Source organism: Streptomyces sp. GD-15H (genome assembly GCF_045291515.1).
Lineage (GTDB): Bacteria > Actinomycetota > Actinomycetes > Streptomycetales > Streptomycetaceae > Streptomyces.
Window position 1 is genome coordinate 8,489,332 of sequence record NZ_CP149447.1, and the last position, 23,040, is coordinate 8,512,371.

15 protein-coding genes, 1 pseudogene and 1 CRISPR repeat array are annotated in these 23,040 nt (G+C 69.6%); of the genes and pseudogenes, 13 read left to right on the forward strand and 3 right to left on the reverse strand.

The features are described 5' to 3' along the window. Positions 1 to 15 precede the first annotated feature (15 nt). Entirely contained in the window at positions 16 to 6,786 is a 6,771-nt protein-coding gene (locus WJ438_RS40340) for a polymorphic toxin-type HINT domain-containing protein (protein WP_406729513.1), read from the forward strand. Continuing rightward, entirely contained in the window at positions 6,783 to 7,295 is a 513-nt protein-coding gene (locus tag WJ438_RS40345) for a hypothetical protein (RefSeq protein WP_406729514.1), read from the forward strand. Before WJ438_RS40340 ends, WJ438_RS40345 begins: the two co-directional genes overlap by 4 nt. A 413-nt stretch (positions 7,296 to 7,708) precedes the next feature. Here WJ438_RS40345 and WJ438_RS40350 read toward each other — a convergent pair whose 3' ends face one another. After that, positions 7,709 to 8,335: a group II intron maturase-specific domain-containing protein gene (locus WJ438_RS40350; protein ID WP_406729515.1), complete on the reverse strand. Its 627-nt coding sequence runs from the start codon at positions 8,333 to 8,335 to the stop codon at positions 7,709 to 7,711. Between the two features lie 22 nt (positions 8,336 to 8,357). Between WJ438_RS40350 and WJ438_RS40355 the strand changes: the two genes are divergently transcribed. Then, complete coding sequence (locus tag WJ438_RS40355) at positions 8,358 to 9,023, forward strand: group II intron maturase-specific domain-containing protein (protein WP_406729516.1); 666 nt, start codon at positions 8,358 to 8,360, stop codon at positions 9,021 to 9,023. Between the two features lie 367 nt (positions 9,024 to 9,390). On the opposite strand, the pseudogene WJ438_RS40360 reads toward WJ438_RS40355, so the two are convergent. Beyond that, positions 9,391 to 10,621 (reverse strand): annotated as a pseudogene (locus WJ438_RS40360) (IS110 family transposase). Between the two features lie 375 nt (positions 10,622 to 10,996). Here WJ438_RS40360 and WJ438_RS40365 point away from each other — a divergent pair. The 6 genes from WJ438_RS40365 (at position 10,997) to WJ438_RS40390 (ending at position 13,682) form a co-directional block, all read left to right on the forward strand. Beyond that, positions 10,997 to 11,236, forward strand: a complete 240-nt coding sequence (locus tag WJ438_RS40365) for a hypothetical protein (RefSeq protein WP_406729517.1) — start codon at positions 10,997 to 10,999, stop codon at positions 11,234 to 11,236. Continuing rightward, the gene (locus tag WJ438_RS40370; RefSeq protein ID WP_406729518.1) at positions 11,236 to 11,613 is read left to right on the forward strand and encodes a fic family toxin-antitoxin system, toxin component; all 378 of its coding nucleotides are present in this window, start codon (positions 11,236 to 11,238) and stop codon (positions 11,611 to 11,613) included. The genes WJ438_RS40365 and WJ438_RS40370 overlap by 1 nt, the downstream gene beginning before the upstream one ends. 185 nt (positions 11,614 to 11,798) lie before the next feature. Then, positions 11,799 to 12,005: a hypothetical protein gene (locus tag WJ438_RS40375; protein WP_406729519.1), complete on the forward strand. Its 207-nt coding sequence runs from the start codon at positions 11,799 to 11,801 to the stop codon at positions 12,003 to 12,005. A 166-nt stretch (positions 12,006 to 12,171) separates the two neighbouring features. After that, positions 12,172 to 12,831: an HNH endonuclease family protein gene (locus WJ438_RS40380; protein ID WP_406729520.1), complete on the forward strand. Its 660-nt coding sequence runs from the start codon at positions 12,172 to 12,174 to the stop codon at positions 12,829 to 12,831. Positions 12,832 to 12,924: 93 nt separating this feature from the next. Further along, positions 12,925 to 13,458 (forward strand): AAA family ATPase, encoded by a 534-nt coding sequence (locus WJ438_RS40385; protein ID WP_406729961.1) that lies wholly within the window; start codon positions 12,925 to 12,927, stop codon positions 13,456 to 13,458. Between the two features lie 83 nt (positions 13,459 to 13,541). Further along, positions 13,542 to 13,682, forward strand: a complete 141-nt coding sequence (locus WJ438_RS40390; RefSeq protein WP_406729521.1) for a hypothetical protein — start codon at positions 13,542 to 13,544, stop codon at positions 13,680 to 13,682. A gap of 371 nt (positions 13,683 to 14,053) precedes the next feature. On the opposite strand, the gene WJ438_RS40395 is transcribed toward WJ438_RS40390, so the two are convergent. Beyond that, a complete protein-coding gene (locus WJ438_RS40395; RefSeq protein ID WP_406729522.1) occupies positions 14,054 to 14,533 on the reverse strand; it encodes an excalibur calcium-binding domain-containing protein in 480 nt (159 codons plus the stop codon). A gap of 287 nt (positions 14,534 to 14,820) precedes the next feature. Here WJ438_RS40395 and WJ438_RS40400 point away from each other — a divergent pair, with 287 nt between their 5' ends. The 4 genes from WJ438_RS40400 to casA all read left to right on the forward strand — a co-directional run bounded on the left by WJ438_RS40400 (position 14,821) and on the right by casA (position 23,030). Then, positions 14,821 to 15,054, forward strand: a complete 234-nt coding sequence (locus tag WJ438_RS40400) for a hypothetical protein (RefSeq protein WP_406729523.1) — start codon at positions 14,821 to 14,823, stop codon at positions 15,052 to 15,054. 276 nt (positions 15,055 to 15,330) lie between these two features. Next, positions 15,331 to 15,855 (forward strand): hypothetical protein, encoded by a 525-nt coding sequence (locus tag WJ438_RS40405; protein ID WP_406729524.1) that lies wholly within the window; start codon positions 15,331 to 15,333, stop codon positions 15,853 to 15,855. A 1,382-nt stretch (positions 15,856 to 17,237) separates the two neighbouring features. Continuing rightward, positions 17,238 to 17,815: direct repeats of the CRISPR family, unit length 29 nt; unit sequence CGGAACACCCCCGCGTCGGCGGGGAGGAC. 192 nt (positions 17,816 to 18,007) lie between these two features. Then, entirely contained in the window at positions 18,008 to 20,842 is a 2,835-nt protein-coding gene (gene cas3 / locus WJ438_RS40410) for a CRISPR-associated helicase Cas3' (RefSeq protein WP_406729525.1), read from the forward strand. A gap of 592 nt (positions 20,843 to 21,434) precedes the next feature. Next, entirely contained in the window at positions 21,435 to 23,030 is a 1,596-nt protein-coding gene (gene casA, locus WJ438_RS40415; protein ID WP_406729962.1) for a type I-E CRISPR-associated protein Cse1/CasA, read from the forward strand. Positions 23,031 to 23,040: the final 10 nt, after the last annotated feature.

The following is a 23,040-nucleotide window of genomic DNA, read 5'->3' on the forward strand; positions in this document are numbered from 1 at the left end:
GCTTCGGCCGCGGTCATGGTCGGCACGCTCCTGCAGGGAGTGACCCAGCCGGCTGCCGTGGCGGATGACGGGAAGGACCGTCCCGCCCTTCCCCGATCCGAGAAGCCGGTACCCGGCTCGACGGTCAAGACCAAGCCGCGCACCCTGACGAAGGGGCCGCGCACCCCGCAGACACCACCTGCCGCGGCCTGGCCCAAAGAGGCGACGGCATCGGTCGAACTGCCCGCCACCCTTTCGAAGAGCGCTGTGTCCACGGCTGTCCGTGCCAAGGGGCTGCCGCTGACACTGGACACGCAGGGCATCGCCGACGCGAAGTCGGCGAGCGGCGCGGTCGAGGCACGCGTCCTCAGCCGCGAAGCGGCGAAGAAGACGGATGTCGACGGGCTGCTCTTCAGCCTGCGCCCGAAGGGCGAGGGCAAGAACGGAGAGGCTGGCCGGCTGCGGGCCAAGCTCGACTACTCCGGTTTCGCGGAAGTCTACGGTGGCGGCTACGCCTCCCGCCTGACCCTGGTCGAGCTGCCCGCGTGCGCGCTGACCACCCCGGATCAAGCCCGGTGCCGCACCAGTGAGCCGGTGAAGACGGTCAACGACACTGAGAAGCAGACCCTCACCGCGCAGAACGTGACCCTCAGCACCGGTGCTCCCACGGTGCTTGCCGCAGTGGCGGAAGGGGGCAGCGCGAGCGGGGACTACACGGCCACGTCGCTCTCCCCCTCGGCGACCTGGAGCACCCGTCTGAACACGGGTGACTTCGCGTGGTCGTACGACATGCCGGTGCCGGACGTCCCCGGCAGCCTGACCCCGAACGTCGGACTGTCGTACTCCTCCGGCTCCATTGACGGCCGTACCGGCAGCACCAACAACCAGGCGTCCTGGACGGGCGACGGCTTCAACCTATGGCCGGGTTTCATCGAGCGCCGCTACAAACCGTGTGCCGATGACGGCGTGAAGAACGCCGACGGCAACAAGCCCGGCGACCTGTGCTGGGCCTACGACAACGCCTTCCTGACCTTCAACGGCAAGGGCGGCGAACTGGTCCCCAACGGGACCGACTCGTGGAAGCTGAAGGACGACGACGGCACCAGGATCGACCATCTGACCTCCAGCAACCGCGGCAACGGCGACAACAACGGCGAGTACTGGCGGCTGACCGACCCGGACGGCACCCGCTACTACTTCGGCTACCACCGGCTACCCGGCTGGGCAGACGGCAAGGAGACCACCGACTCCGCCTGGACCGTGCCGGCCTTCGGCAACGACGCCGGCGAGCCCTGCCACGCCTCCACGTTCGCCGACTCGTGGTGCCAGCAGGCCTGGCGGTGGAACCTCGACTACGCCGTCGATGTGCACGGCAACGCCATCGCCTACTACTACAACCAGGAGACCAACTCCTACGGCCGCAACCTGAAGGCGAGCGACAACACCCGCTATGTGCGCGGCGGCACCCTGGACCGCATCGAGTACGGCCTGAAGTCCTCCTCCATGTACGGCACCAAGGCGCGGGCCAAGGTCAGCTTCATCGACGCCGAGCGCTGCCTGCCCAACTCCTCCACCACCTGCACGGACATCGGCACGGACGCCGCCTACTGGTACGACACACCCTGGGACCTGAACTGCGACGTGGGCAAGGACTGCGACAAGGGCCGCCTCTCGCCGGCGTTCTTCACCCGCAAGCGCCTCACCGAGGTGAACACCCAGGTCTTCGACGGCAGCACCTACCAGAACGTCGACTCCTGGAAGCTGACCCACCGCTGGGGCATGGCCGACACCGACTACCAGCTACTACTGGACTCCATCCAGCGCACCGGCCACACGGCAACCCCTGCGGTCACCCTGCCGAAGACCACCTTCGCCTACACCCAGCTGGCCAACCGCCTCGACAAGACCGGTGACGGCTATGCGCCGTTCATCAAGGACCGCCTGTCCACCGTCGCCGACGAATCGGGCGGCCAGATCGACGTCAACTACTCCGCTCCGGCCTGTTCCTGGGACGCGCTGCCCACCCCGGAGACCAACACCACCCGCTGCTTCCCGCAGTACATCGGCGGCAGCACCTCGGACGACCCCGAGCAGCAGTGGTTCAACAAGTACGTGGTCACCTCCGTCACCGCCACCGACCGCACCGGCGGGGCACCGGACCAGGTCACCACCTACCAGTACCTGGGCGGTGCGGCCTGGCACTACGACGATGACGACGGTCTGACCAAGGAGAAGTTCAAGACCTGGTCCCACTGGCGCGGCTACGGACAGGTCCGCGTGCAGACCGGCGGCCAGGGCGGCGCCTCCGCAATGAAGTCGCAGGAGGACACCTACTTCCTGCGCGGCATGCATGGTGACAAGGAGAGCCCCAGCGGCGGCACGAAATCCGTGAGCATCACCCTGGGCGACGGCGAGGGCGACCCGATCACCGACCACGAGCCCACGGCCGGCTTCACCTACAAGACCGTCAGCTACTCCGGCCCCGGAGGCAAAGCCCTGGCCAAGACGGTCAACCGTCCCTGGCACCACCAGACAGCGGAGAAGACCCGCAGCTGGGGCACCGTCACGGCCAACTTCACGGGAACCGCGAGCTCACGCAGCTGGACCTCCCTGGACAACGGGGCGGGCGCCAGCTGGCGGATCACCAGGATGGACACCGAGTACGACACGGTCGCCGGACGGGTCACCCAGGTTCACGATCGCGGTGACACCAGCAAGTCGTCCGACAACACCTGCACGCGCACCACCTACGCCACCAACACCACCAAAAACATCCTCACCCTCCCGTCCCGCGTCGAGGCGGTGGCCAAGGCCTGCGACGCGACTGTCAGCCGCCCCGCGGACGTGATGTCCGACGTCCGCACCGCCTACGACGGCGGCACCTACGACGCCACCCCCACCAAGGGCGATGTGACGGCGAGCGCGGTGCTGAAGCAATACGACGGCACCACCGCCGCCTACCTGGAGTCCGGAGCCACCCACGACGCCTACGGCCGTCAGCTGACCACCACCGACCTGACCGCCGACGTGACCGTCACCGGCACCGGCGTACTCACACGCACCCCACGCGGCGACGGCCGCACCACCACCACCGAATACACCCCCACTACCGGTTTCGCCACCGAGGTGAAGGTGACCACGCCCCCGGCCACGGCGGGTGACGCGGCCACCGCCCAGACCACGACCACCATTCAGGACATTCTCCGCGGCCTACCCCAGAAGCAGACCGACACCAACAGCAGCGTCACCGACTTCGCCTACGACGCCCTGGGCCGTGCGACCAAGGTCTGGCTGGCCGATCGCTCCACCAGCCAGACCCCGACCTACCAGTTCACCTACACCGTCACCGACGACCAACCGGTCGCGGTGGGCACCAAAACACTCGGCAACAACGCCGCCCAGCGCACCTCCTACACCCTCTACGACGGCTTCCTGCGCCCCCGCCAGGCCCAGGACCCTGGCCCCGACGGCGGACGCCTGCTGACCGACACCTTCTACGACGAACGCGGCCTGACGGCCAAGGAGTTCGCCACCTACTACACCACCGGCGCACCCTCCACCACGCTGTTCAAACCCGAAGACGCCCTAAGCGTGGAAACCCAGAACCGCTACACGCATGACGGGCTGGGCCGCCAGATCGAGGCGAAGCAGATCGCCGGCAACGGCGACGGCGGAGCCGTGCTGTCCACCACGAGGACGATCTACGGCGGCGACCGGACCACGGTGATCCCGCCGGTCGGCGGCACCGCCACCACCACGCTCACCGACGCCCGCGAGCGGACCACCGAACTGCGCCAGCACCACACCCGCAACGCGGAGGCCGCCTACGACACCACCAAGTACGCCTACACACCGCGCGGAGAGCTGTCGAAGGTCACCGACCCGGCGGGCAACGCCTGGTCGTACACCTACGATCTGCTGGGCCGCCAGCTGACGTCCAGCGATCCGGACAAGGGCACCACCACCAGCACCCACGACGACCGCGGCCAGCTGACCACTACCAAGGACGCCCGGCCCGGCACCCCGGCCCTGTGGCACGGCTACGACAACCTCGGCCGCCAGACCGAGCTGCGCGAGGGCTCGGCCACCGGCAAACTGCGCGCCACCTGGACCTACGACACCGTCCCCAACGCCAAGGGCCAGCCGGCCGAGGCCACCCGCTACGTCGACGGCGCCGCGTACACCACCAAGGTCACCCTGTACGACCGCCTCTACCGGCCGGTGAGGACCGCCGTGGTTGTCCCCGAGCGGGAGGGGGAGAGTGCCCTGCAGGGCACCTACCAGAGCGGCACCTCCTACCTGCCCTCCGGGCTGGTCGGCGGCGTGAGCTACTCCGCGGCCGGCTCACTCCCCGGCGGCAGCCACTCGTTCACCTACGATCCGGAAACGCTGCGGCCCATCTCCCTGCTGGGTGACGGCTTCAAGGCGGAGACCAGCTACTTCAAGACCGGCAAGCCGCACGAGTACAAGATGTACAGCACGGCCGCCGGCGCCAAGCAGGTCCAGGTCACCCACACCTACGAGTGGGGCACCCAGCGCCTGGCCACCAGCCGCGTCGACCGCCAGGACGTCGCCGGGGTGGACAAGCACGCCACCTACACCTACGACCCGGTCGGCAACATCCGCGCCATCGCCGACGTCTCCCGCTCCGGCACCGACACCCAGTGCTTTACCTACGACCACCTGCGCCGGGTGACCCACGAGTGGACCCAGCCCACCACCGCCTGCGCGAGCGCTCCCACCGCCGAGACGGTCGGCGGCCTGGCGCCGTACTGGAACTCCTACACCTACGACACCGTCGGCAACCGCCTCACCGAAACCCACCACGACCCGACCGGCGACCCGGCCAAGGACACCGAGCGCACCTACACCTATCCGCCCCCCGGCGGGGCGCAGCCGCACACCCTGACCTCGGTCACCACCACCGGCCCGGCCGGCACCGCCCAGGATTCCTACACCTACGACCCGACCGGGAACACCACCGGCCGCACCCTGGCCGGCACCACCCAGACCCTGACCTGGGACGCCGAGGGCCACCTGGCCAAAGTCACCGAACCGGTCGAGGGCGGCGCGGACAAGACCACCGAATACCTCTACGACGCCGACGGCAACCGCTTGATCGGCCGTACCGACACCGAGACCACCCTCTACCTCGGACACACCGAGATCGTCCTGCCCAAGGGCTCCACCACCCCGAAGGCCACCCGCTACACCTCCCTCGGCGGCGGACACCAGGCCGTCAAGACCGACGACGGCAGCGTCTCCTTCACCCTCGCCGACCACCACGGCACCGGCCAACTCGCCATCGACGCCGCCACCCTCGACCTCACCCAGCGCCACACCACCCCCTTCGGCGCCCCTCGCGGCACCGAGCCGGGCTCCTGGCCCGGCTCCAAGGGCTTCGTCGGCGGCACCACCGACACCAGCACCGGCCTGACCCACCTGGGCGCCCGCGAGTACGACCCGAGCACCGGGCGCTTCATCTCCGTCGACCCGATCATGGACCTGGCCGACCCCCAGCAGATCCACGGCTACACCTACGCCAACAACAACCCCGCCACCCTCGCCGACCCCACCGGCCTGCGCCCCGACGGACCGGTCGGCGGCAACGGCGTAGCCGACGACTACTACTACAAGGAGAAGGGCAAGCAGGGCAGCGGTTGGTTCGGAGACCGGTACGGAGGCTGGAGCTACCGCCACGTACAGTTCATTCCCGGCCCCATCGGCTCAAAGAAGGACGGCTACCTCGTTGGCTACACGTGGTCGAGGAAAGCGCAGAGCAAGGGAGTCGGCAAAAAGGCCGGGCAGGCCTTTCTGCCCGTCAAGCGCGAAGAGCCGAAGGGCGCCGTCCCCGCCGTCATGAGCACCGTCAGCTCACTTGTTCTTCCCGATCTTCAGGAGTGGGAGAACTGCTCCGGCGGAAGCGCCTCGGGATGCGCGTGGGCCGCAACGGATCTACCCGCCCTCAAGGCATTCAAACTGCTGGGCAAACTACTCAAGGGAAGGAAGGGCGATGACGTCGCAGAAGGTGCCACCGCCTGTCTGAGAGACCACAGTTTCCTTCCCGGTACCGACGTCCTGATGGCCGATGGCTCTACCAAGGACATCGAAGACATCGCCGTCGGAGACAAGGTCATCGCAACCGACCCCGAAAGCGGTGAAACACGAGAACGGGAAGTCGTAGCGACCATCATCACCGAGGACGACAAAGATTTCACGAGAATCACCGTGAAGTCGGACGAGTCCGAAGCCGAAATCGTGGCCACCGACACTCATCCGTTCTGGTCCCCCAGCCAGAACAAGTGGGTCGACGCCGGCAACCTCAAGCCCGGCGACCTGCTCCGCACGGACACCGGCCGCACAGTCGAGATATCGGACCTCCAGCGCTACCAGAAGCGCCAGCGGACCCACGACCTGACCGTCAACGGCATCCACACGTACTATGCGCTGGCGGGGCAGACTCCAGTCCTCGTTCACAACAGCAACTGCATCCATGCTTCAGTTGCCTATCAGGACTGGGCGACGAAGGGTGCCCACATCCACATCGGGAAGAGCGAAGTGCGAATTTTTCCGAACGACAAGGGTGGAATTGGGGCCGAAGCGATTCGCCTGAGAAGTGGAACGGCGAGCCCAAAGGAAGTTCAAAAAGTTCTGGACGAGATCCACTCGAATCCCGCTTTGAGGGCTGACATCATCGCAAAGGCTACATCTGCGCGTACCAGTATGAATGCCGGGGAATTCGGGATGCAATCCAATCGTGCCGCAGAAATGCATTTCCTTATCAAGAACTTGGAGAAACTCGGATGAGCGCCTTTCAATTCTTGGTCGAGGTTCTTAAGTCTGGGGCCGTCCAAGGGCTTGGGCTGGACGCGCGGCCTGACGCCTGGGAAGCCAAGCTTGGTTCCGGGTACGTAGACGACGTTCGCAAGGGGCGAATGCGTCGTGACTACGGGCTAGTGGAGCTCTCGTTCTTCAAGGAGGGTGAGACTTGGCAGTGCTTCGAGGTGAGCTTGCAAATTCACAGGCTAGCCGCGGGTATTGCTGATATTGTGCCGATTTCCCTAATTGAGGAATACGGGAAACTCGAATCAAGGATTAAGTTCAGCGACCTCCAGGCGAACGCTACTGCTGAAGGTCTCCAAGTCGCACAGATCGGTGACCGTGGTCGTCATCTTCACTCCAGATTTTCGGTGATGGAGTCGAGGGTGATCGTGCACGTTCTGGAAACTGACTCTGGAGACATTTTGCGGCGGGGTGATGTTTGGTCGGTCTCTCTGGCCCGGGATTTCACCGAGCGAGCAGCTCCGGTCTCGTGAGGGATCTCGGAAGATCCCAATAGCAAACCTGAAGCCCCGTCAGGGACCACCTGGCGGGGCTTTCGCGTGGTCTGACGGCAGTAACTGACGGCAACGTCAGCGGACGGGGGCCGCGCAGAGCGGTGGTGACGCTGGAGGGGGTGGTGGTTGGTGTACCGGCCTCGATCATTCACATGCGCGCGCCGGCGTTAGGGGTTCGGCTGGGGTGTCCGGTTCCTGACGGTTCGCTCTGTGGTGTGATCGCTGCCGCATCAGGCGGGTGCGCCGCGTGTCGTCGCGGGCAGCGTCGGCTTCCACTGGCCGAGGATGCTGAGTAGGGTCGGGGGCTGGCGCGGTGGCTTCCGCTCCGTTTCCAGTCCCCGCCGCTTCAAACCGTGCGTGCGGTTCTCCCGCACACGGCTTTCCGACGTCGTTCACCGACTGGCATGCGCCATCGCCCCGTGCACGTTTCCGGTGAGGCGGTAGACCCCGAGCAGAGTGATCCACCCGTAGGTGAATCGGGTGGTCCAGTTCCGGCCCCGGAGTCGGTGTTTCCGGCTGGCGAAGATCGCCAGCCGTTCGTGGACGTAGCCGTCGACCGCGTTGAACTTCCGCCCGGAGTTCCCATTGCGGAAGTACGCTGCCCAGCCCCGCAGCACGGGGTTGAGATCGGCGACCACGGCGGACACCGGCCGTTCGGTTTTCGAGCGGGCGGTGGCCGCGCGGACCTTGTCCCGCAGCACCCGCATCGCTCTGGCCGAGGGCCAATGTTGCAGGTAGAACCTGCCTCGCCATTTCCACGATTCCACTTTCCGGTGGTGGAAGCCGAGGAAGTCGAAGCCCTGCCCGCCCCGGGTGAGGCAGGTGATGCCGGACTTCTCGGGGTGCAGTCGCATCCCGAGCCGTTCCAGCACGCTCGCCACCAACCGCTGAGCCTGCTCGGCCCGTTGTCTGGTTGGCGACAGGACCACGAAATCGTCGCAGTACCTCACCAGCACCCCCAGCCGGCGGCCCTCGCCCTGCCATGCCTCGTCGAGGACGTGGAGGGCGATATTGGCCATCAGCGGGGAAGTTTCACCGTTGATGGCGAACGTCTATCTGCACCGGCTGGACCGGGCATGGGACGCGCGTCGTCATGGGGTCCTGGTCCGTTATGCCGACGATGCCGTGGTGATGTGCACTACCCGCGAGCAGGCCGAAGCCGCCCTGGAGCGGCTGAAGGTCCTGCTGGCCGAACTCGGCCTGGAGCCGAAGGCGGCCAAGACCAGGATCGTGCACCTGCAGGTCGGAGGCGAGGGAGTGGACTTCCTCGGCTTCCACCACCAGTGGGTCACGTCCCGGCCTCGCGGCGGGCGGCGTCCGATCGCCTTCCTCGCTCGCTGGCCCTCGGACAGGGCGGTGCGGCATGCTCGTGACCGGATCCGTGAACTCACGGAGCGACGCAGGATGCTGCGGCCGGTCAAAGTGATCGTGGAGGACGTGAACGCGTTCCTGCGCGGATGGGCCGCGTATTTCCGGTTCGGGAACTCGGCCCATCGGTTTGACCAGATCAGCTCGTACGCACGGATGCGGATCGGCGGGTTCATCGCCAAGAAGCACCGGCGCAGCCGGAAGTTCGGCTGGTCGGTGGTCGCCCACGCGGCCTCCGACTCGTTGGGGCTGGTCGCCCTGCACGGGACCGTCGTTGCACCCAGACCCTTTCGGGACTGGCGGGGCAGGCCGAATGCCGGTGGTGAACGGCGTCGGTGAGCCGTGTGCGGGAGAACCGCACGCACGGTTCGATGCGGCGAGGGCTGGAAACGGAGCGTACGTACTACGTCACCGCGCCAGCCCCCGACCCTACATGACGGCCCGTCGGTTCCTACGACGGGCCGAGTCGCTGTTGCGGACTGGCTGCGGGAGTGCAGGTGGCCCGGCTGTCGCGTCGAGTGGGCGCCGGGTTCCACTGCTCCGGTGGGGTGATGCTGCTCGGAGGGACGGGAAGCTGCTGGTCAATCGGGGTTCGGCAGGGCATGGAGCCGTCATCTTCACCTGAGGGGTGCAGCTTTCCTGGCGACGAACAGGACCCTAGACAAGTCCCATCGTCCCAGGTCAGACATCCCATGGCGTAGGGATGTCAAGCGGCTGTGGCGAGGGTTGCGTGGTGTGACCACGCGGTGGCCTCGTCGTAGAGGGTGCGGGTCTTGAGGCATCCGTGGAGGATGCCGCCGAGACGGTTGCCGAGCTGGCGCAGGGCGGGGTTGCAGCCCGCGTCGCGTGCGCGCTGCTTGTCGTAGTAGCGACGGGCGCCGGGCGAGGTGTTGATGGCGGAGAAGGCCTGCTTGTGGAGGGCGTCGGCGAGGCGGTCGTTGCGCGCGTGTCGGGCATGGACGGCGTGGGTCCTGCCGGAGGCGCGGGTGATCGGACTGGTGCCGGCGTAGTTCTTGCGGGCCTTGGCGGAGGTGTAGCGGGTGGGGTCGTCCCCGAACTCGGCCAGCACCCGGGCACCGGTGATCTCGCCGATGCCGGGCATCGACAGGTAGATCTCAGCGTCCGGGTGCGCGAGAAAATGCGCGCTCACCTGCTCTCCCAGCGCGGCTATCTGCTCGTTCAGCGCGATCAGCAAGTTGGCGTGCCCGGTCACCGCCGCGGCATAGGCGGCGGCGACCGGGGCGGCGACGCCGAGCTGGGGCTCGCGCAGGCCGGCCTGGATCGCGGCGGCCCTCTGGTCCCGGTTGCGCCGACGGTGCCGGGCCAGCACCGCGATGATCTGCGGCTTCGTCAGCTTCGCCGCGGTCTCGGGCGTCGGGGCCTTGACCAGCAGTTCCAGCGCGTCGGTGCTGGTCAGCTCCAGACCCGCGTAGGCGTTCAACGCGCCCGGGAAGTACTCGCGCAGCGTGTTCCGCAGGCGCTGGAAGGCGCGGGTGCGTTCCCAGATCAGGGTCTGGTGGGCACGGGCGACGACCTTGATTGCCTGGGCCTGGTCGCTGTCCCCGGCGACCGGCCGCAGCTGGTCGCCGTCGATGCGGACCATGTCGGCCAGCGCGTGCGCGTCGCCCTTGTCGCTCTTGGCCCCCGAGGTGCCGTACCGCTCCTTGAACCGCGCCGCCTGACGGGGGTTGACCGCGTAGATGCGGTCAGCCGGCCGCGATCAGCGCCTGTACCCACGGGCCGCGGTCGGTCTCGATCCCGACCACCACCTGCCCGGGCTCCAGGTCCTCGCCGCCGTGCCGCGCGATGAGGGCGTGCAGCTTCGCGATGCCCTCCACGCCCTCCGGTAGCCGCGCGGTGCCCAGCCTGCGGCCCGTCTCGTCCTGGACCTCGACGTCGTGGTGGTCTTCGGCCCAGTCGTCGCCGATGAACAGCACCAGCATCCGCCCCTTCGCTCTCGTCCCATCATGATGCGCAGCCCGCGGAAGGCGCGGCTCGCTCTCTGATGGATCAAGTGCTCACGCCCAACCGCCCGGCGGGCACGCCATCCCATCAGCAGTCAGGCCTCCCGGCCGACCAGCGGGGGCACGGTCTGACCTCAGAACTCGCAATGGCTCGGAGGCTAGGAGTGCTCACCTGCTGGCGGCTACGGACCGTAGTCTTTCTCACGGCCCGACAAGACCCATTAGAGGCCGGGGAGGGCCGGATGCAATGTCGTGAGTGCGGGTCCTTTCCCTCGGACGAGGACGGGCGGGGCCGCCGCTCTGGCACGGCCGCCCGAACATTGCGGTAACAGCTGTTACCATGCGGGTATGGCAAAGACACAACTGGGCGCCCGCGTGGACGAGGACGTCGCGGAACTCGCCAAGAAGCGCGCCGCCGACCTGGGACTGAGCATCGGCGACTACCTCGCCCGGCTGGTGCAGGACGACGCCAGCGGCCTGCGCGCCCGCGCGGTGGACGCCGCCGCCCGCTTCCTGGCCGAACACCAGGCACTCTTCGACGAAGCCGAAGACGCCCGGCACACGCCCCGGGGAGCGCGCGCGGCCTGATGGATCTGCACATCGACGTTCCCTGGATCCTGCAGGTCGCCGAGGCCGCCAGGGTCAACGATCCGGCCCCCGACGACTACGGCGTCCCGGTCTCGGCGGTCGCCCGCCACCGGGCCGAGCTGTTCGAGCAGCCCGTCTACGACGGCCCCTACGCCAAGGCCGCCGCCCTAGTGCACACGCTGGGCCGGTGCCGCTGGCTGGAGCGCTCCAACCTGGCCGTCGCCGCCGCCACCGGCGTCATGTACCTCGAGGCCGCCGGGATTGCCGTCAAGCCCGCCCGCGCGGACGCCGTCGCCCTCAAGGACCTGCTCCTGGACCCGGCCTGCACCGCCGGAAAGATCGCCGCTCTGCTGCGGACCTGGCCCACCGCCACCTGACGCCCGCAGGCGCCCGGCGCCGCCTCTCGGGGTACGGGGAGCAGCACCGCCCGCACAGAGTGGCCCGGCCCGAGGGTCCCGCCCGCCGCCCCAGCCGATCACCGGAACGTCCTCCGCTAGGTGGCACTCCCGCGCGGGCGCCGTCCTGGTGGCGGGCGACTGCCCGCCCGACGGAGGCTGGCGCGATGAGACTCGGTTCTGACCGGCGTTATCACCTGACCCTGACCGCGGCAGGCCGCCCGACGATGCACGGCTGGTGGGGGAGCGAGGCCGTGGCCCGCGACAAGTTCGTCGTCTGGGTCGGCGTGTACGGTGCGCTGCCGGACGCCCAGGTCACCCTGGTCGATGAGGAGACCGGCACTGTGCTGAGGGCATGGCCGGACGAGAGGTGACCCCGCCCGTCATGGTCCGGCGCCGAGTACAGGACCACATGCGACCGCGACGCGTGCGGGAGAAGGGCGCGCCGGCGCCTGTGCCGGTATGACCATGGCACCCACACGGGCGGCGCACTGGCGAAACAGCTGATCGCGCCCCGTCGCGGGCCATTATCAACGGCTCATGCTGAACGCTGTGCTGCGCGGCCTGGCTGCCGCCACCCTCGCCGTCCTGCCCCTCACCGTCCCCGCGCCCGCCCACGCGGCGGAGACGCTCCCCCTGGCCGGAGCCGTCGCCACTCTGCCCCTGGGCACCGAGTCCCGCGACGGCTACGACCGGGACGCCTTCCGGCACTGGAACACCGGCGCCGACCCGTCCGACGGCTGCAACACCCGCGCGGAGGTCTTGCTCTCCGAGGCAGTCGAACCGCCCATGGTCGGGCCCGGCTGCCGCCTGACAGGAGGCCGCTGGTGGTCGTACTACGACCAGGTGTGGGTGACGTCGGCTTCCGGCCTCGACATTGACCACATGGTTCCCCTTGCCGAGAGCTGGGACAGCGGCGCCTCCGCGTGGACGGCGCAGCGTCGTGAGGCGTACGCCAACGACCAGGGAGCGTCCACCAGCCTGGTCGCGGTCACTGCCCGCTCGAACCGATCCAAGTCCGATCAAGACCCCGCCGAATGGCTTCCGCTCGCCACTGGCGTGCACTGTCGGTACATCGCTGAGTGGGTCGCAACGAAGCTCCGCTGGAGCCTGACGGCGGATGAAGCCGAGGTGGCGGCCCTGCGGGAGGCGGCGGGCGGCTGTCCGGGCCAGAGCGTGACGTACGAGACCGTCGCATAACTGACGGTCTCCTCCCACACAACAACCGCGGGGAGCGTCGTCTTCGGAACGCCCCGGGCGGTGTCACCGGCCGTCGGTAGCGTGGCCGCCGTGATGGCGGGCACCGAAGAAACCCGGCTGGTCGTGCTGCGCGGCAACAGCGCCTCGGGGAAGTCGTCCGTCGCGGCCGGCCTGCGCGAGCGGTTCGGCCGCGGCCTGGCCCTGGTCGGCCAGGACAATCTCCGCCGCATCGTGCTCCGCGAGCGGGACCGGCCGGGAGCGGCGAACATCGGCCTGATCGACCTGACGGCCCGCTACGCCCTTAACGCCGGCTATCACGTCGTGGTCGAAGGCATCCTGTACGCCGACCGCTACGGCGACATGCTCGCGGCGCTGCGCGCCGACCACCGCGGCCCCACCCACGGCTACTACCTGGACGTGCCGTTCGGCGAAACCCTCGCCCGGCATGCCACCAAGCCGATCGCCGACGACGTCAACGAGACGCAACTGCGTGACTGGTACCGGCCGTGCGATCTGCTGCCCGGCGGGCTCGAGACCGTCATCGGTGCCGACAGCGCCCTGCACGAGACCGTCGACCGCATCATGCTCGACACCGGTCTGGCCCACCTGCCCGCACGGGACCGCTGACCGGCCACGCCCGTGCCGTCGCCCGCCACATACGCGAGGCGTTCGCGGGTCTCTCGGCCGGGAGCGTCCTGACGGTCGCGCAGATGGTGGCGGCCCGCACCAGCCAGTACGGGGCCGGTGAGATCAGCGCCGGCGCGGTGGCCGCCAGGCTCCGCGCCGGCAACGTGCCCGGCGTCCGGGCCGTCCCCGGCGCCAGCCCGCTGTCCGCCCGCAAGATCACCTGACCCGTCCGTCGCTGCGGGGCCGCGGACTGGCTCGCCCCCGCGGCCGCGGTGCCGCCGGGCCGGACGTCGGGGCAGGGGAAACGGTCCTTGCGAAGGTTCTGCCAGGGGCGGGTCCCGGTTTTCCAGGGAGAGCACCTGGTGCTGGGGGCGCTTGTCCTCTCCTGGTGGCCGACGCCGCCCGAGGGGGCAGGGAGCGATGCCGCCGTGCTGGGAGCAGGGGCCCCGCCCGGTGGAGCCGGAGATCCAGCCGTCGGCGCACACCGTGCCGGGAGAGACCGGGACCGGAGCGGTGGGGGCGGCGGGCGGAGCGGAACGCCCCGGGTCGGCGGGAAGGACGTGCCAGTCCCCCGTCGCGGCGGGCCTGCCGCTTGTCAGCCCCAGTCGCAGCCGGTTCCGTCGCCGTCACGGTCGAGGTGGCTGCCGTAGCCGGGCTCGCCCCGCTGGACGGGCGCGGCACCGGCAGCGCGGGCGGCAGCGCAGTTCTCGTAGTACACACTGCCCCCGCCACCGCCGCCACCCTCACTGCTGCCGTACCCGGACCCGCCGCCACTGCCGCCGGCGGGTTTTTCGGTGACGGTCTGTGTCACCTCCACCTCCACCTTGACTGTCTCGGTTTCGGTGACGGTGGGCGCCGGCTTCGGCTGAGCGGTCGGGCGCGCGGTCACGGTTTCGGTGACGGTCGCGGACGGCCGGGCCGCGAGCGGCTTGGCGTCGTCCCTGGGCGGCTGCGGGTCGCCGGCGCCGGCTCCGATACCGATGAAGAACGCGAGGCCGAGCGCGGGCAGCAGGTAGCGCTTTCGCGCCCACTTCGGTGCGGGCCGTGCTGTTGGAGGTGTGTACGGGTTGGTCATGAGGTCCCCCGGGGTGATTGTTGAAGCGTTGACGATAGCTGCCGTGTGAAGGAAAAGTGAAACTCCGTCAAGGATGGCGCCCCGTACTGCCGGGGCGCTGAACCGTCGGGTGCCGTACCGCCGTCGGCAGGCGCGGGGCCTGTCGCAGCCGGGATACGACCGCGGAGGAGTCCGGGAGGACTCATGCCGCGGGCCGCGTCGACGCCGCTGAGTTCATCGCCCGCCTTCTGCCGGAGCCGCACGAAACGAATCTCGGCGGGGAGCCCGCCCACCACCTGCCGGCCCCCGTGCACGCCGCCTGGGGGTGCCCACCGTCGGGCCACCGGATCGGCTGGTCGGACTGCCACGACAGCGCGAACATCCTGCCGCTCACTCGCAAAGCCGACCTGCTGCTGGAACCGAACGGCAAGCCGGAGCCCCTCCCGGGCCACCTGACGGGCGAGGCGCGAGAGCGGGCAGAGCGCGTCGTCCGGTACGCGGCGGGGATCCGCCGGGAGGCGCACCGCCGCGGGCTCCACTGAGGTGGTGGGTCTGCCGGAACCACAAGACCGGCGGAACACCCCTGCGTCAGCGGGGAGGACACCCAAGCCCTCGCCGCCGGAAGCGGAACACCCCCGCGTCGGCGGGGAGGACAGGGCCTCGCCCTCGTACATCCCGGCGAGCTGCGGAACACCCCCGCGTCGGCGGGGAGGACCGGGCTCTGTGCCTGGTCTCGAATTGATGAACCTTCAACGGGTCGAGCTTGTTCAACATCATCTGGCGGTAGCCTGCCGCCCCATCTCATCCCTGGGGGGACCATGACCAACCTGCCCGAGCAGCCCACCACCCCGCCGCAGCCCGCGGACCCGCCCACTCCGGGCGTCCCGCCGCAGCCGCCCATCCCGCCCGCGACGGCGAAGGGCAGACTCAGCCCGCTCGCCGCCGGGCTCCTCGGCCTCACCATCGGCGCCGGCCTGATGGGCGGCATCTGGGCCATCACCGCCAACAGCTCCGACGAACCGGGGACGTTCACGCTGACGGGGACGTTCTCCCTCACCGAGGACGCCCTTACCCTTGGCGACACTTGCAGTGGCACCGGCGGCTACGACGACATCAGCGAAGGCACGTCCGTCACCGTGTACGGGGCGAAGGGGGACGTCATCGCCACCGGGCAGCTCGGCGACAGTGAGAAGACCGGCTACAACTCGTGCGACTTCGCCGTCGAAGTCCCCGACGTACCGAGAGGCGAGCGCTTCTACAAGGTCGAGGTCTCGCACCGGGGCACGGTGCAGCTCACCGCGGAAGAAGCCGAGAACGGGGAGTTCGGCGCCAGCCTCGGCTAGCCGGCAACGACAGGGCCCCGACCGTCACAGATGACGGCCGGGGCCTTCGTCGTGGGTACTGCGCGAGCCAGCCACCGGCCGTCCGCGACTATATGGCCGCGTACGGATCACCCCCGCGTCGGCGGGGAGGACGCGCACGCGCGACTGCGGCTGTGGCCGCGATGCGGATCACCCCCGCATCGGCGGGGAGGACTCGGCGCCACCGAGCCCGGTGAGGATGCGGGCCGGAACACCCCCGCGTCGGCGGGGAAGACGCCAACGAGGGGCGGGAGCGGATCGCTCGCGGCGGAACACCCTCGCGTCGGCGGGGAGGACCACAACGAGCACCCAGCCCGGATGCTGAAGATCGGATCACCCCCGCGTCGGCGGGGAGAACTGGTGCTCCACCGGCGGCCACGCCAAGGGCTACGGAACACCCCCGCGTCGGCGGGGAGGACACGACGCGGGTGTCCACGAACCCCGCGAAGTCCGGAACACCCCCGCGTCGGCGGGGAGGACACGACGCGGGTGTCCACGAACCCCGCGAAGTCCGGAACACCCCCACGTCGGTGGGGAGGACGTCCCGGTGGTCACGGTGTACGTGCCGTTCGCCGGAACACCCCCACGTCGGTGGGGAGGACAACGGCCGGTGGGAGCTGGGTTCGATCACCGGTGGAACACCCCCGCGTCGGCGGGGAGGGCTCGTCCCACAAGGCCACGTTGAAGACGGCGACCGGAACACCCCCGCGTCGGTGGGGAGGACGCGCCCCGACCCATGACCGAACCGCCCTTGACCGGAACACCCCCGCGTCGGCGGGGAGGACCGCAGCCCGTTACCGAGGTCGTCGGCAGCGCCCGGAACACCCCCGCGTCGGCAGGGAAGAGACACCAACGCCACCGAGGCCGGCATCCAGGTCGGATCACCCCCGCGTCGGCGGGAAGGACGAGGCCGCCACCCGGGCCGATGGCGGCTGGTGCGGATCACCCCCGCGTCGGCGGGAAGGAGGCGGTGACGAGGCGGTCGTACGCCGCGGCCTGCGGAACACCCCCGCGTCGGCGGGGAGGACCACTACATCGGCAAGGGGCGCCTCTACGACGGCGGATCACCCCCGCGTCGGCGGGGAAGACGGCCACAGAGCCGGCTGCGCCGACGGGTGCAGCGGAATACCCCCGCGTCGGCGGGGAGGACCGGGACAGGTCGCCCTCGACTAGTGACCAGTGCGGAACACCCCCACGTCGGTGGGGAGGACGTCGTGCGCGGCTGCGGGTCACCGCCGGCCGCCGGAACACCCCCGCGTCGGCGGGGAGGACGACCCGACGAGCCCGATCGGCCGCGGCCTCATCGAACACCCTCACGTTAGCGGGGAGGACGCACCGCCACCGAAGTGGCTCGCGTCGATGAATGGAGCACCCCCGCGTCGGCGGGGAGGACAGACGTGTGGTGACGTCCTTGTACTCGGCCTTCGGAACACCCCCGCGTCGGCGGGGAAGACGTTTCGTGGTAGCACCAGACCTCGTCCTGCCACGGAGCACCCCCGCGTCGGCGGGGAGGACACGATGTGGGCGGCCTCCGGTGACCACGTGAACGGAGCACCCCCGCGTCGGCGGGGAGGACCTGCGTGTCTGTTCGGCCGGAATGGACCACGTCGGAGCACCCCCGCGTCGGCGGGGAGGACCCGTTCGCGGGCCCCCAGTAGCGGCCGAGCAGCGGAGCACCCCCGCGTCGGCGGGGAGGACGGTGGCTCCTTCCTGGGCTAGTGGCGGTGGGTCGGAACACCCCCGCGTCGGCGGGGAGGACTCCTTCTTCGGGTGTCCGCACTCGGCGCAGGGCGGAACACCCCCGCGTCGGCGGGGAGGACGTGCGCACCGAGCTGGTCCGCGCCATCGGCGGCGGAACACCCCCGCGTCGGCGGGGAGGACGAGGGCCCGCCCACCCTGACGACCGGCGAGGGCGGAACACCCCCGCGTCGGCGGGGAGGACCCTTTCTGACCTGGGGCTCAGGAAGGGCTTTGCCCTTCCTTTGCATTGAGGGGGGCTCTGCGTCGCGGCGGGTGGGGCTGCATGTGGTCACTTTATCGGGGCTGGATGGCTGTGGTGCTGTCGGTGGGGGGTGGTTGAATGCCGGCTCCGGCGGTGGGGCATGGCCTGCTGGCCGGGGTGAAGGGGGCGGGGATGACGGGGAAGCGGGGGGCGCCGGATGAGTCGGTGTGGGGGAAGTCGAGAGGCTTGGATCCGGGGCTGGCGCCGTATCCGCTGATCCGGCACCTTTTGGATGCTGCCGCGATGGCGCTGCATCTGTGGGATGTCTATCTGTCCCAGAACCAGCGGGTGCGGATCGCCGACGGGATGGGGCTGGCGGGCGAGCGGGAGCGGGCGCGGGCGGTGGTCGGGCTGTGTGCGGGTCTGCATGACCTCGGCAAGCTGTCCGGGTTCCAGTTCTGCTCCCGGCACGCCAGCCGACATCTGAGTGCGGAGCTGGGCGGTGACCGGATGACGATGAGCGCGGAGCGGTTCGGGCATGACGTGGCCGGCCTGCAGGGCGCGAAGGAAGTGCTGGCGGAGCTGGGGTTCGCTGCTGACGGAGACTTGAGGGCCGCGGAGCGGCTGGCCGAGGTCATCGGCGGTCATCACGGGCGCTTTCACCGCGTCGAGGACGGCATCGCTGCGGCGTTTCTCGGTGGGGCCGCCTGGGCGCGGCAGAGGAATGCTCATGCCGCCGTGGTGCACGAGCTGCTGGGCGCGCCTGAGGCGCCGGGGGTGTTCAGGGCGCCGGCCGCGGTGCTGGTGACGGGGGTGGTCATTCTGGCGGACTGGCTGGTCAGCCAGGAGGACTACCTTCGCATGCGGCAGCGGGGGCTGGAGCCGGTGCTGGCGGATCATTTCAGGCGTTCTCAGCAGGATGCTCCCGGTCTGCTGGCCGGGGCCGGGCTGGCCCGGGTGGGGTTGCAGCGCAAGGGGTTCGAGGAGGCGTACGGCATTCGGGGGGAGCCGAATCCGTTGCAGCGCTCGGTGATGGAGGAGCTGCGGGGGGCGGTGGGCGAGGGGCGTCGTGGCGGGATCTTCCTCGTCACCGCGGCTCCGGGGGACGGCAAGAGCGAGACGGCGCTGGAGGCCGAGCGGGTGTTGTCCGAGGCCTTCGGCACGCAGGGGTACGCGTTTTTGCTGCCGACGATGGCCACCAGCGATCAGATGCACGGACGGGTCGCGAAGGCGTTGCTGCGTCAGTCCGGCGAGGATGCCGGGCTGACGCTGGTCCACAGTATGGCCTGGCTGAACAGCGCTTACGCCGACGAGGATCTGGCCGTCCAAGGCGTGCTGACCTGCGACGAGGTGGGGGAGGGGAGCGGGCGGGCGGAGGCGGACATGCGGCCGCAGCGGTGGCTGCGCGGGTCCAAGCGGCCGCTGCTCGCGCAGTTCGCGGTGGGCACGATCGACCAGGCCCTGATGGCGGTGCTGCCGGTGCGGCACAACGCGCTGCGGTTGCTGGCCCTGTCGGGCAAGACGTTCATCGTCGATGAGGCCCACGCCTATGACCCGTACATGCAGGTGCTGCTGGGCCGGTTGCTGAACTGGCTGGGGGCGTACGGCGTGCCGGTCGTATTGTTGTCGGCGACGTTGCCGGCGTTGGTCAGCGACCGGCTGATCAAGGAGTACCTGCAGGGCGCCGGCCACAAGACGCGCGCCCTGAGCAGACGGACGTTCCCGGCGCCCTACCCCGGGTGGCTGTATGTGGACGGGGACAGCGGCCGGGCGACCCAGATCTCGCCCGCCCGCCGGCATGAGCAGGCGCGTGCGCGGGCCATGGAGCTGGGTGTCGTGGTGGAGTCGGTCGTCCACGGCAGCGGTGGGGGCGCCCGGGCCCGGCTGGCGGTGATCGAACGGCTCCTGACGCCGGTGAGCAAGGCGGAGGGCGGCACCGCCCTGGTGGTGTGCAACACCGTGGGAGACGCGCAGGACACCTACCTGAGGCTGTGCGAACGGTTCGATGAGCGCTCCCACGAGCAGGGCGGAAGCGTGCAACTGCTGCACGCCCGTTTCCCCGGGGACGTACGAGAGGCCCGCACCCGGGAGGTCACCGAAGGGCTGGGCCGCACAGGTCCGCGTCCGCTGCGCCGGATCGTCGTCGCCACCCAGGTCGTCGAGCAATCGCTTGATCTTGATGCCGACATCGTCATCAGCGACCTGGCACCGCTGTCCCTGCTGCTGCAGCGGGCCGGACGGTGCTGGCGGCACGAGAACCACTGGGCCCGGCACGGCTACCCCGACGGCCGCGGCCGCCCGGCCTGGGCGAGCGGGCCGCACCTTGTGGTGCTCGACCCGATCGCGGGCGGTGGGAAGACGCCGGCGCAGTGGGGCGAGGTGTATTCCGAGCACCTCCTGGCCACCACTTCCCACACCCTTGCCGGAATCGAGGGCGGGACCATCTCCATCCCGGACGACGTGCAAGGCCTGGTCGAAGCCGTCCACGGGAACAACGAGGACTTCGACTGGAACCGTCCGGGCGGCAGCGAGGCGAAAGCCTGGACGGCTCACAGGGGCAAGGAGATGGCCGAACGCAGCATGGCCGGCCTTCTCGCCGTCCCGCGTGCGCGGAGCGTCTTGGCGCTGCATGACCTGCACGATCTGCCCGGCGAGGAGGACGAGTGGGAGGTGTCCACCAGGCTCGGCGCCGACTCAGTGCGACTGCTGTGCGCCTACGTCCACAAGGACGGCCGGGTGACCCTGGACTTGGAGGGTGAGCGACTGCTTCCCCAGGCCGCGTCGGACGGCAAGATGCCGGTCTCGTCCGTGCGGGAGGTGATGCGCCGCACCATCCCGGTCCGCGCCGACTGGCTCAAGGAAGCCGATCCCGACAGCATCGCCCCGCCGAAGTCGTGGACGGAGCACCCGATGCTTGCCGAACTGCGTGTTCTTCACCAGCCCGTGCGGGGCGGTAGGGCACAGGCGGTGAAGGTCGGCGGCAAGACACTGTGGCTGGATGAGGATCTCGGGCTTGTCCGTAAGTGACCGAGTCCGGTCGGGCACCCCCACGTCGGCGGGGAGGGCGCAGGGCTGAGGCAGCCTCCCTGCTCCTCGACTGAAACACCCCCGCGTCGGCGGGGAGCGGCCCTCGGAGAGCGCCAAGGACCACCCGTGGAGATTACCGGGAGAGGCGGCGGTACGCCTCGGCAGCCCCCAGCAGCAAGGCGCTGCACGATCCGACCGTTGCCGGGTCCGGACGCATGCCGATCACGATCACAATGACGGCCACCACAAGCACCCAAGGTGCTGCGGCAGTCCACGGGACGGGAAGGTCCGACTGCATGGTTCTCCTCATGGTCAGGCCGAGCAACCCCCTTACGGGGTCGGCACGTTGGCGAAGGTTGTAACCCACCCGGGACAGCGTGGGCAAGTCGATCTTCCCTCCCGGACCCTCCATGGTCTTCGACCTTCCGGAAAAGACTGCACGCACTCTCCGGGAGTGCTCTACTGGTGCTGCGTCCGACGGGAAACGGCCCTGCTGTCAGTGGCGGCTGCTTCAATGTCGGGACGCTGGGAGCAGGGCTGCTGGGGGGCTTTGCCGTGCCGGTGCGTCATGGAATCAGGGCTGTGGGAGGGGATGACGGTGAGTGGGGGATTCGACCTGCGGGTCGAGCCGTGGATTCCGGTACGTCTGCTGACCGGGGAGTCGGCGTGCGTGGGTTTATGCGAGCTGTTCCAGCGGGCCCACGAGATCGAGGACCTGGAGATCCCGGTGCCGCCGGCGGCGGCGGGCCTGATGCGGATTCTGGCGCCGATCGCGGCGAGGATCACTGCTGATGGCGGGGAGCGGCTCGACGACCCGGACGTCGCGGAAGACATCGACGACTGGTTCGATCTGCGGGAGCGTGTCTTGAAGGCCGGCCGGTTCGATCCGCGGGCGGTGGACGCCTACTTCGGCCGGGAGGATTTGGCGGGCCGGTTCGACCTGTTCCATCCCGAGCGGCCGTTCCTGCAGGATCCGCGGCTGCGCGCGGAATGTGTGGATGCGAAGGGGGCGCCGAACCCGTCCGGGGTGAACAAGCTCGTGATGGGCCGCCCCACGGGAGTCAACGGGGCGGTGCTGTTCGGGCATTTCACCGACACCGCGCCCGTGCCGGTACCGGCAGCCGAGGCCGCCTGGCATCTGATCGCGCAGTTGTACTACGGGCCGTCCGGGCAGTGCACGCCCCGCCGGATCACCGGTGAGCGGGCGGGCAGCGGCGACGCGGCCCCGCTGCGCAAGTCCGTCTCCTACTTTCCGTGGGGGCCCGACCTGTTCACCACGTTGCTTCTGGCCGTGCCGAGCCCTCGGGCCGAGGCCGACTGGGAAGCTGAGGACGCCTGCCCGTGGGAGGAGGATCTCCACGCCCCCCTTGAGGCTTTGCCGCCGCTCACGTGGCCGGGCCGGATGCTGACCGGCCGGTTCCGTCATGCCGCGCTGCTCGTGCCGTCCGAGGACGGCCGGACGGTGACCGACGCCTACCTCACCTGGTCGACGCACGAGCCGCCGCAGCAGGTGCGTGACCCGTACCAGATCCTCGACCGGCGCAAGGACGGCAACTTCCAGCCGCGGGAGGCCGACGGGGCAAGGGCCCTGTGGCGGGACCTCGACTCGCTGCTGCTGAAGGACAGCCGTCAGGACGCCCGGCGCCCTCCGGCTCTCGAGCACCTGCCCAAGTGGCTGCTGTCACGGCTGCGGGTGCGCGCCTACGGCTTCGACCAGGACGGTCAGCAAAAGGACAGCGTCTGGTTCAGGGCGACGAGCCCGCAGGTCCTGCAGTGGCAGGAGGAGAACGACGCGGAGATGGCCTATCACGTCAGGCGCTGCCACACGGCTGCGGAGAAGACCGGGGACCGGCTGGACTTCGCCGCGAGGATCGCCTGGAAGATCGCCACCGACACCGGTGTCGACCCCTCGCCGAAGGCCAGGATCAAGCTGGATGCCCGCAAGCCCGGCCCGTGGGTTTCCGCCGCGCTGACCCGGTACTGGCCGGCCGCGGAGAAGGAGTTCTGGCAGCTCACCGAGCCCGGCCACGCCACGGACCGGGTCGACAGGCCGTTCGTCGACGCGGCCCTTGCCGCTCTCGATGAGGCCATCGGCCAGGCCAACCGTGCCGACATCAGGGTGGCGCGCGCCCGGCACCGCGCCCGCGGCCTCCTGCTCGCACTGCTGCAGCCGTCCGCCTCCGACTGAACCCGCCCGG

Excerpts from the sequence above, each read along its gene's own strand:
- WJ438_RS40340 (WP_406729513.1), top strand. The coding sequence starts at position 16 with ATGGTCGGCACGCTCCTGCAGGGAGTGACCCAGCCGGCTGCCGTGGCG.
- WJ438_RS40345 (WP_406729514.1), top strand. The coding sequence starts at position 6,783 with ATGAGCGCCTTTCAATTCTTGGTCGAGGTTCTTAAGTCTGGGGCCGTC.
- WJ438_RS40350 (WP_406729515.1), bottom strand. The coding sequence starts at position 8,335 with ATGGCCAATATCGCCCTCCACGTCCTCGACGAGGCATGGCAGGGCGAG.
- WJ438_RS40355 (WP_406729516.1), top strand. The coding sequence starts at position 8,358 with ATGGCGAACGTCTATCTGCACCGGCTGGACCGGGCATGGGACGCGCGT.
- WJ438_RS40365 (WP_406729517.1), top strand. The coding sequence starts at position 10,997 with ATGGCAAAGACACAACTGGGCGCCCGCGTGGACGAGGACGTCGCGGAA.
- WJ438_RS40370 (WP_406729518.1), top strand. The coding sequence starts at position 11,236 with ATGGATCTGCACATCGACGTTCCCTGGATCCTGCAGGTCGCCGAGGCC.
- WJ438_RS40375 (WP_406729519.1), top strand. The coding sequence starts at position 11,799 with ATGAGACTCGGTTCTGACCGGCGTTATCACCTGACCCTGACCGCGGCA.
- WJ438_RS40380 (WP_406729520.1), top strand. The coding sequence starts at position 12,172 with ATGCTGAACGCTGTGCTGCGCGGCCTGGCTGCCGCCACCCTCGCCGTC.
- WJ438_RS40385 (WP_406729961.1), top strand. The coding sequence starts at position 12,925 with ATGGCGGGCACCGAAGAAACCCGGCTGGTCGTGCTGCGCGGCAACAGC.
- WJ438_RS40390 (WP_406729521.1), top strand. The coding sequence starts at position 13,542 with ATGGTGGCGGCCCGCACCAGCCAGTACGGGGCCGGTGAGATCAGCGCC.
- WJ438_RS40395 (WP_406729522.1), bottom strand. The coding sequence starts at position 14,533 with ATGACCAACCCGTACACACCTCCAACAGCACGGCCCGCACCGAAGTGG.
- WJ438_RS40405 (WP_406729524.1), top strand. The coding sequence starts at position 15,331 with ATGACCAACCTGCCCGAGCAGCCCACCACCCCGCCGCAGCCCGCGGAC.
- cas3 (WP_406729525.1), top strand. The coding sequence starts at position 18,008 with ATGACGGGGAAGCGGGGGGCGCCGGATGAGTCGGTGTGGGGGAAGTCG.
- casA (WP_406729962.1), top strand. The coding sequence starts at position 21,435 with ATGACGGTGAGTGGGGGATTCGACCTGCGGGTCGAGCCGTGGATTCCG.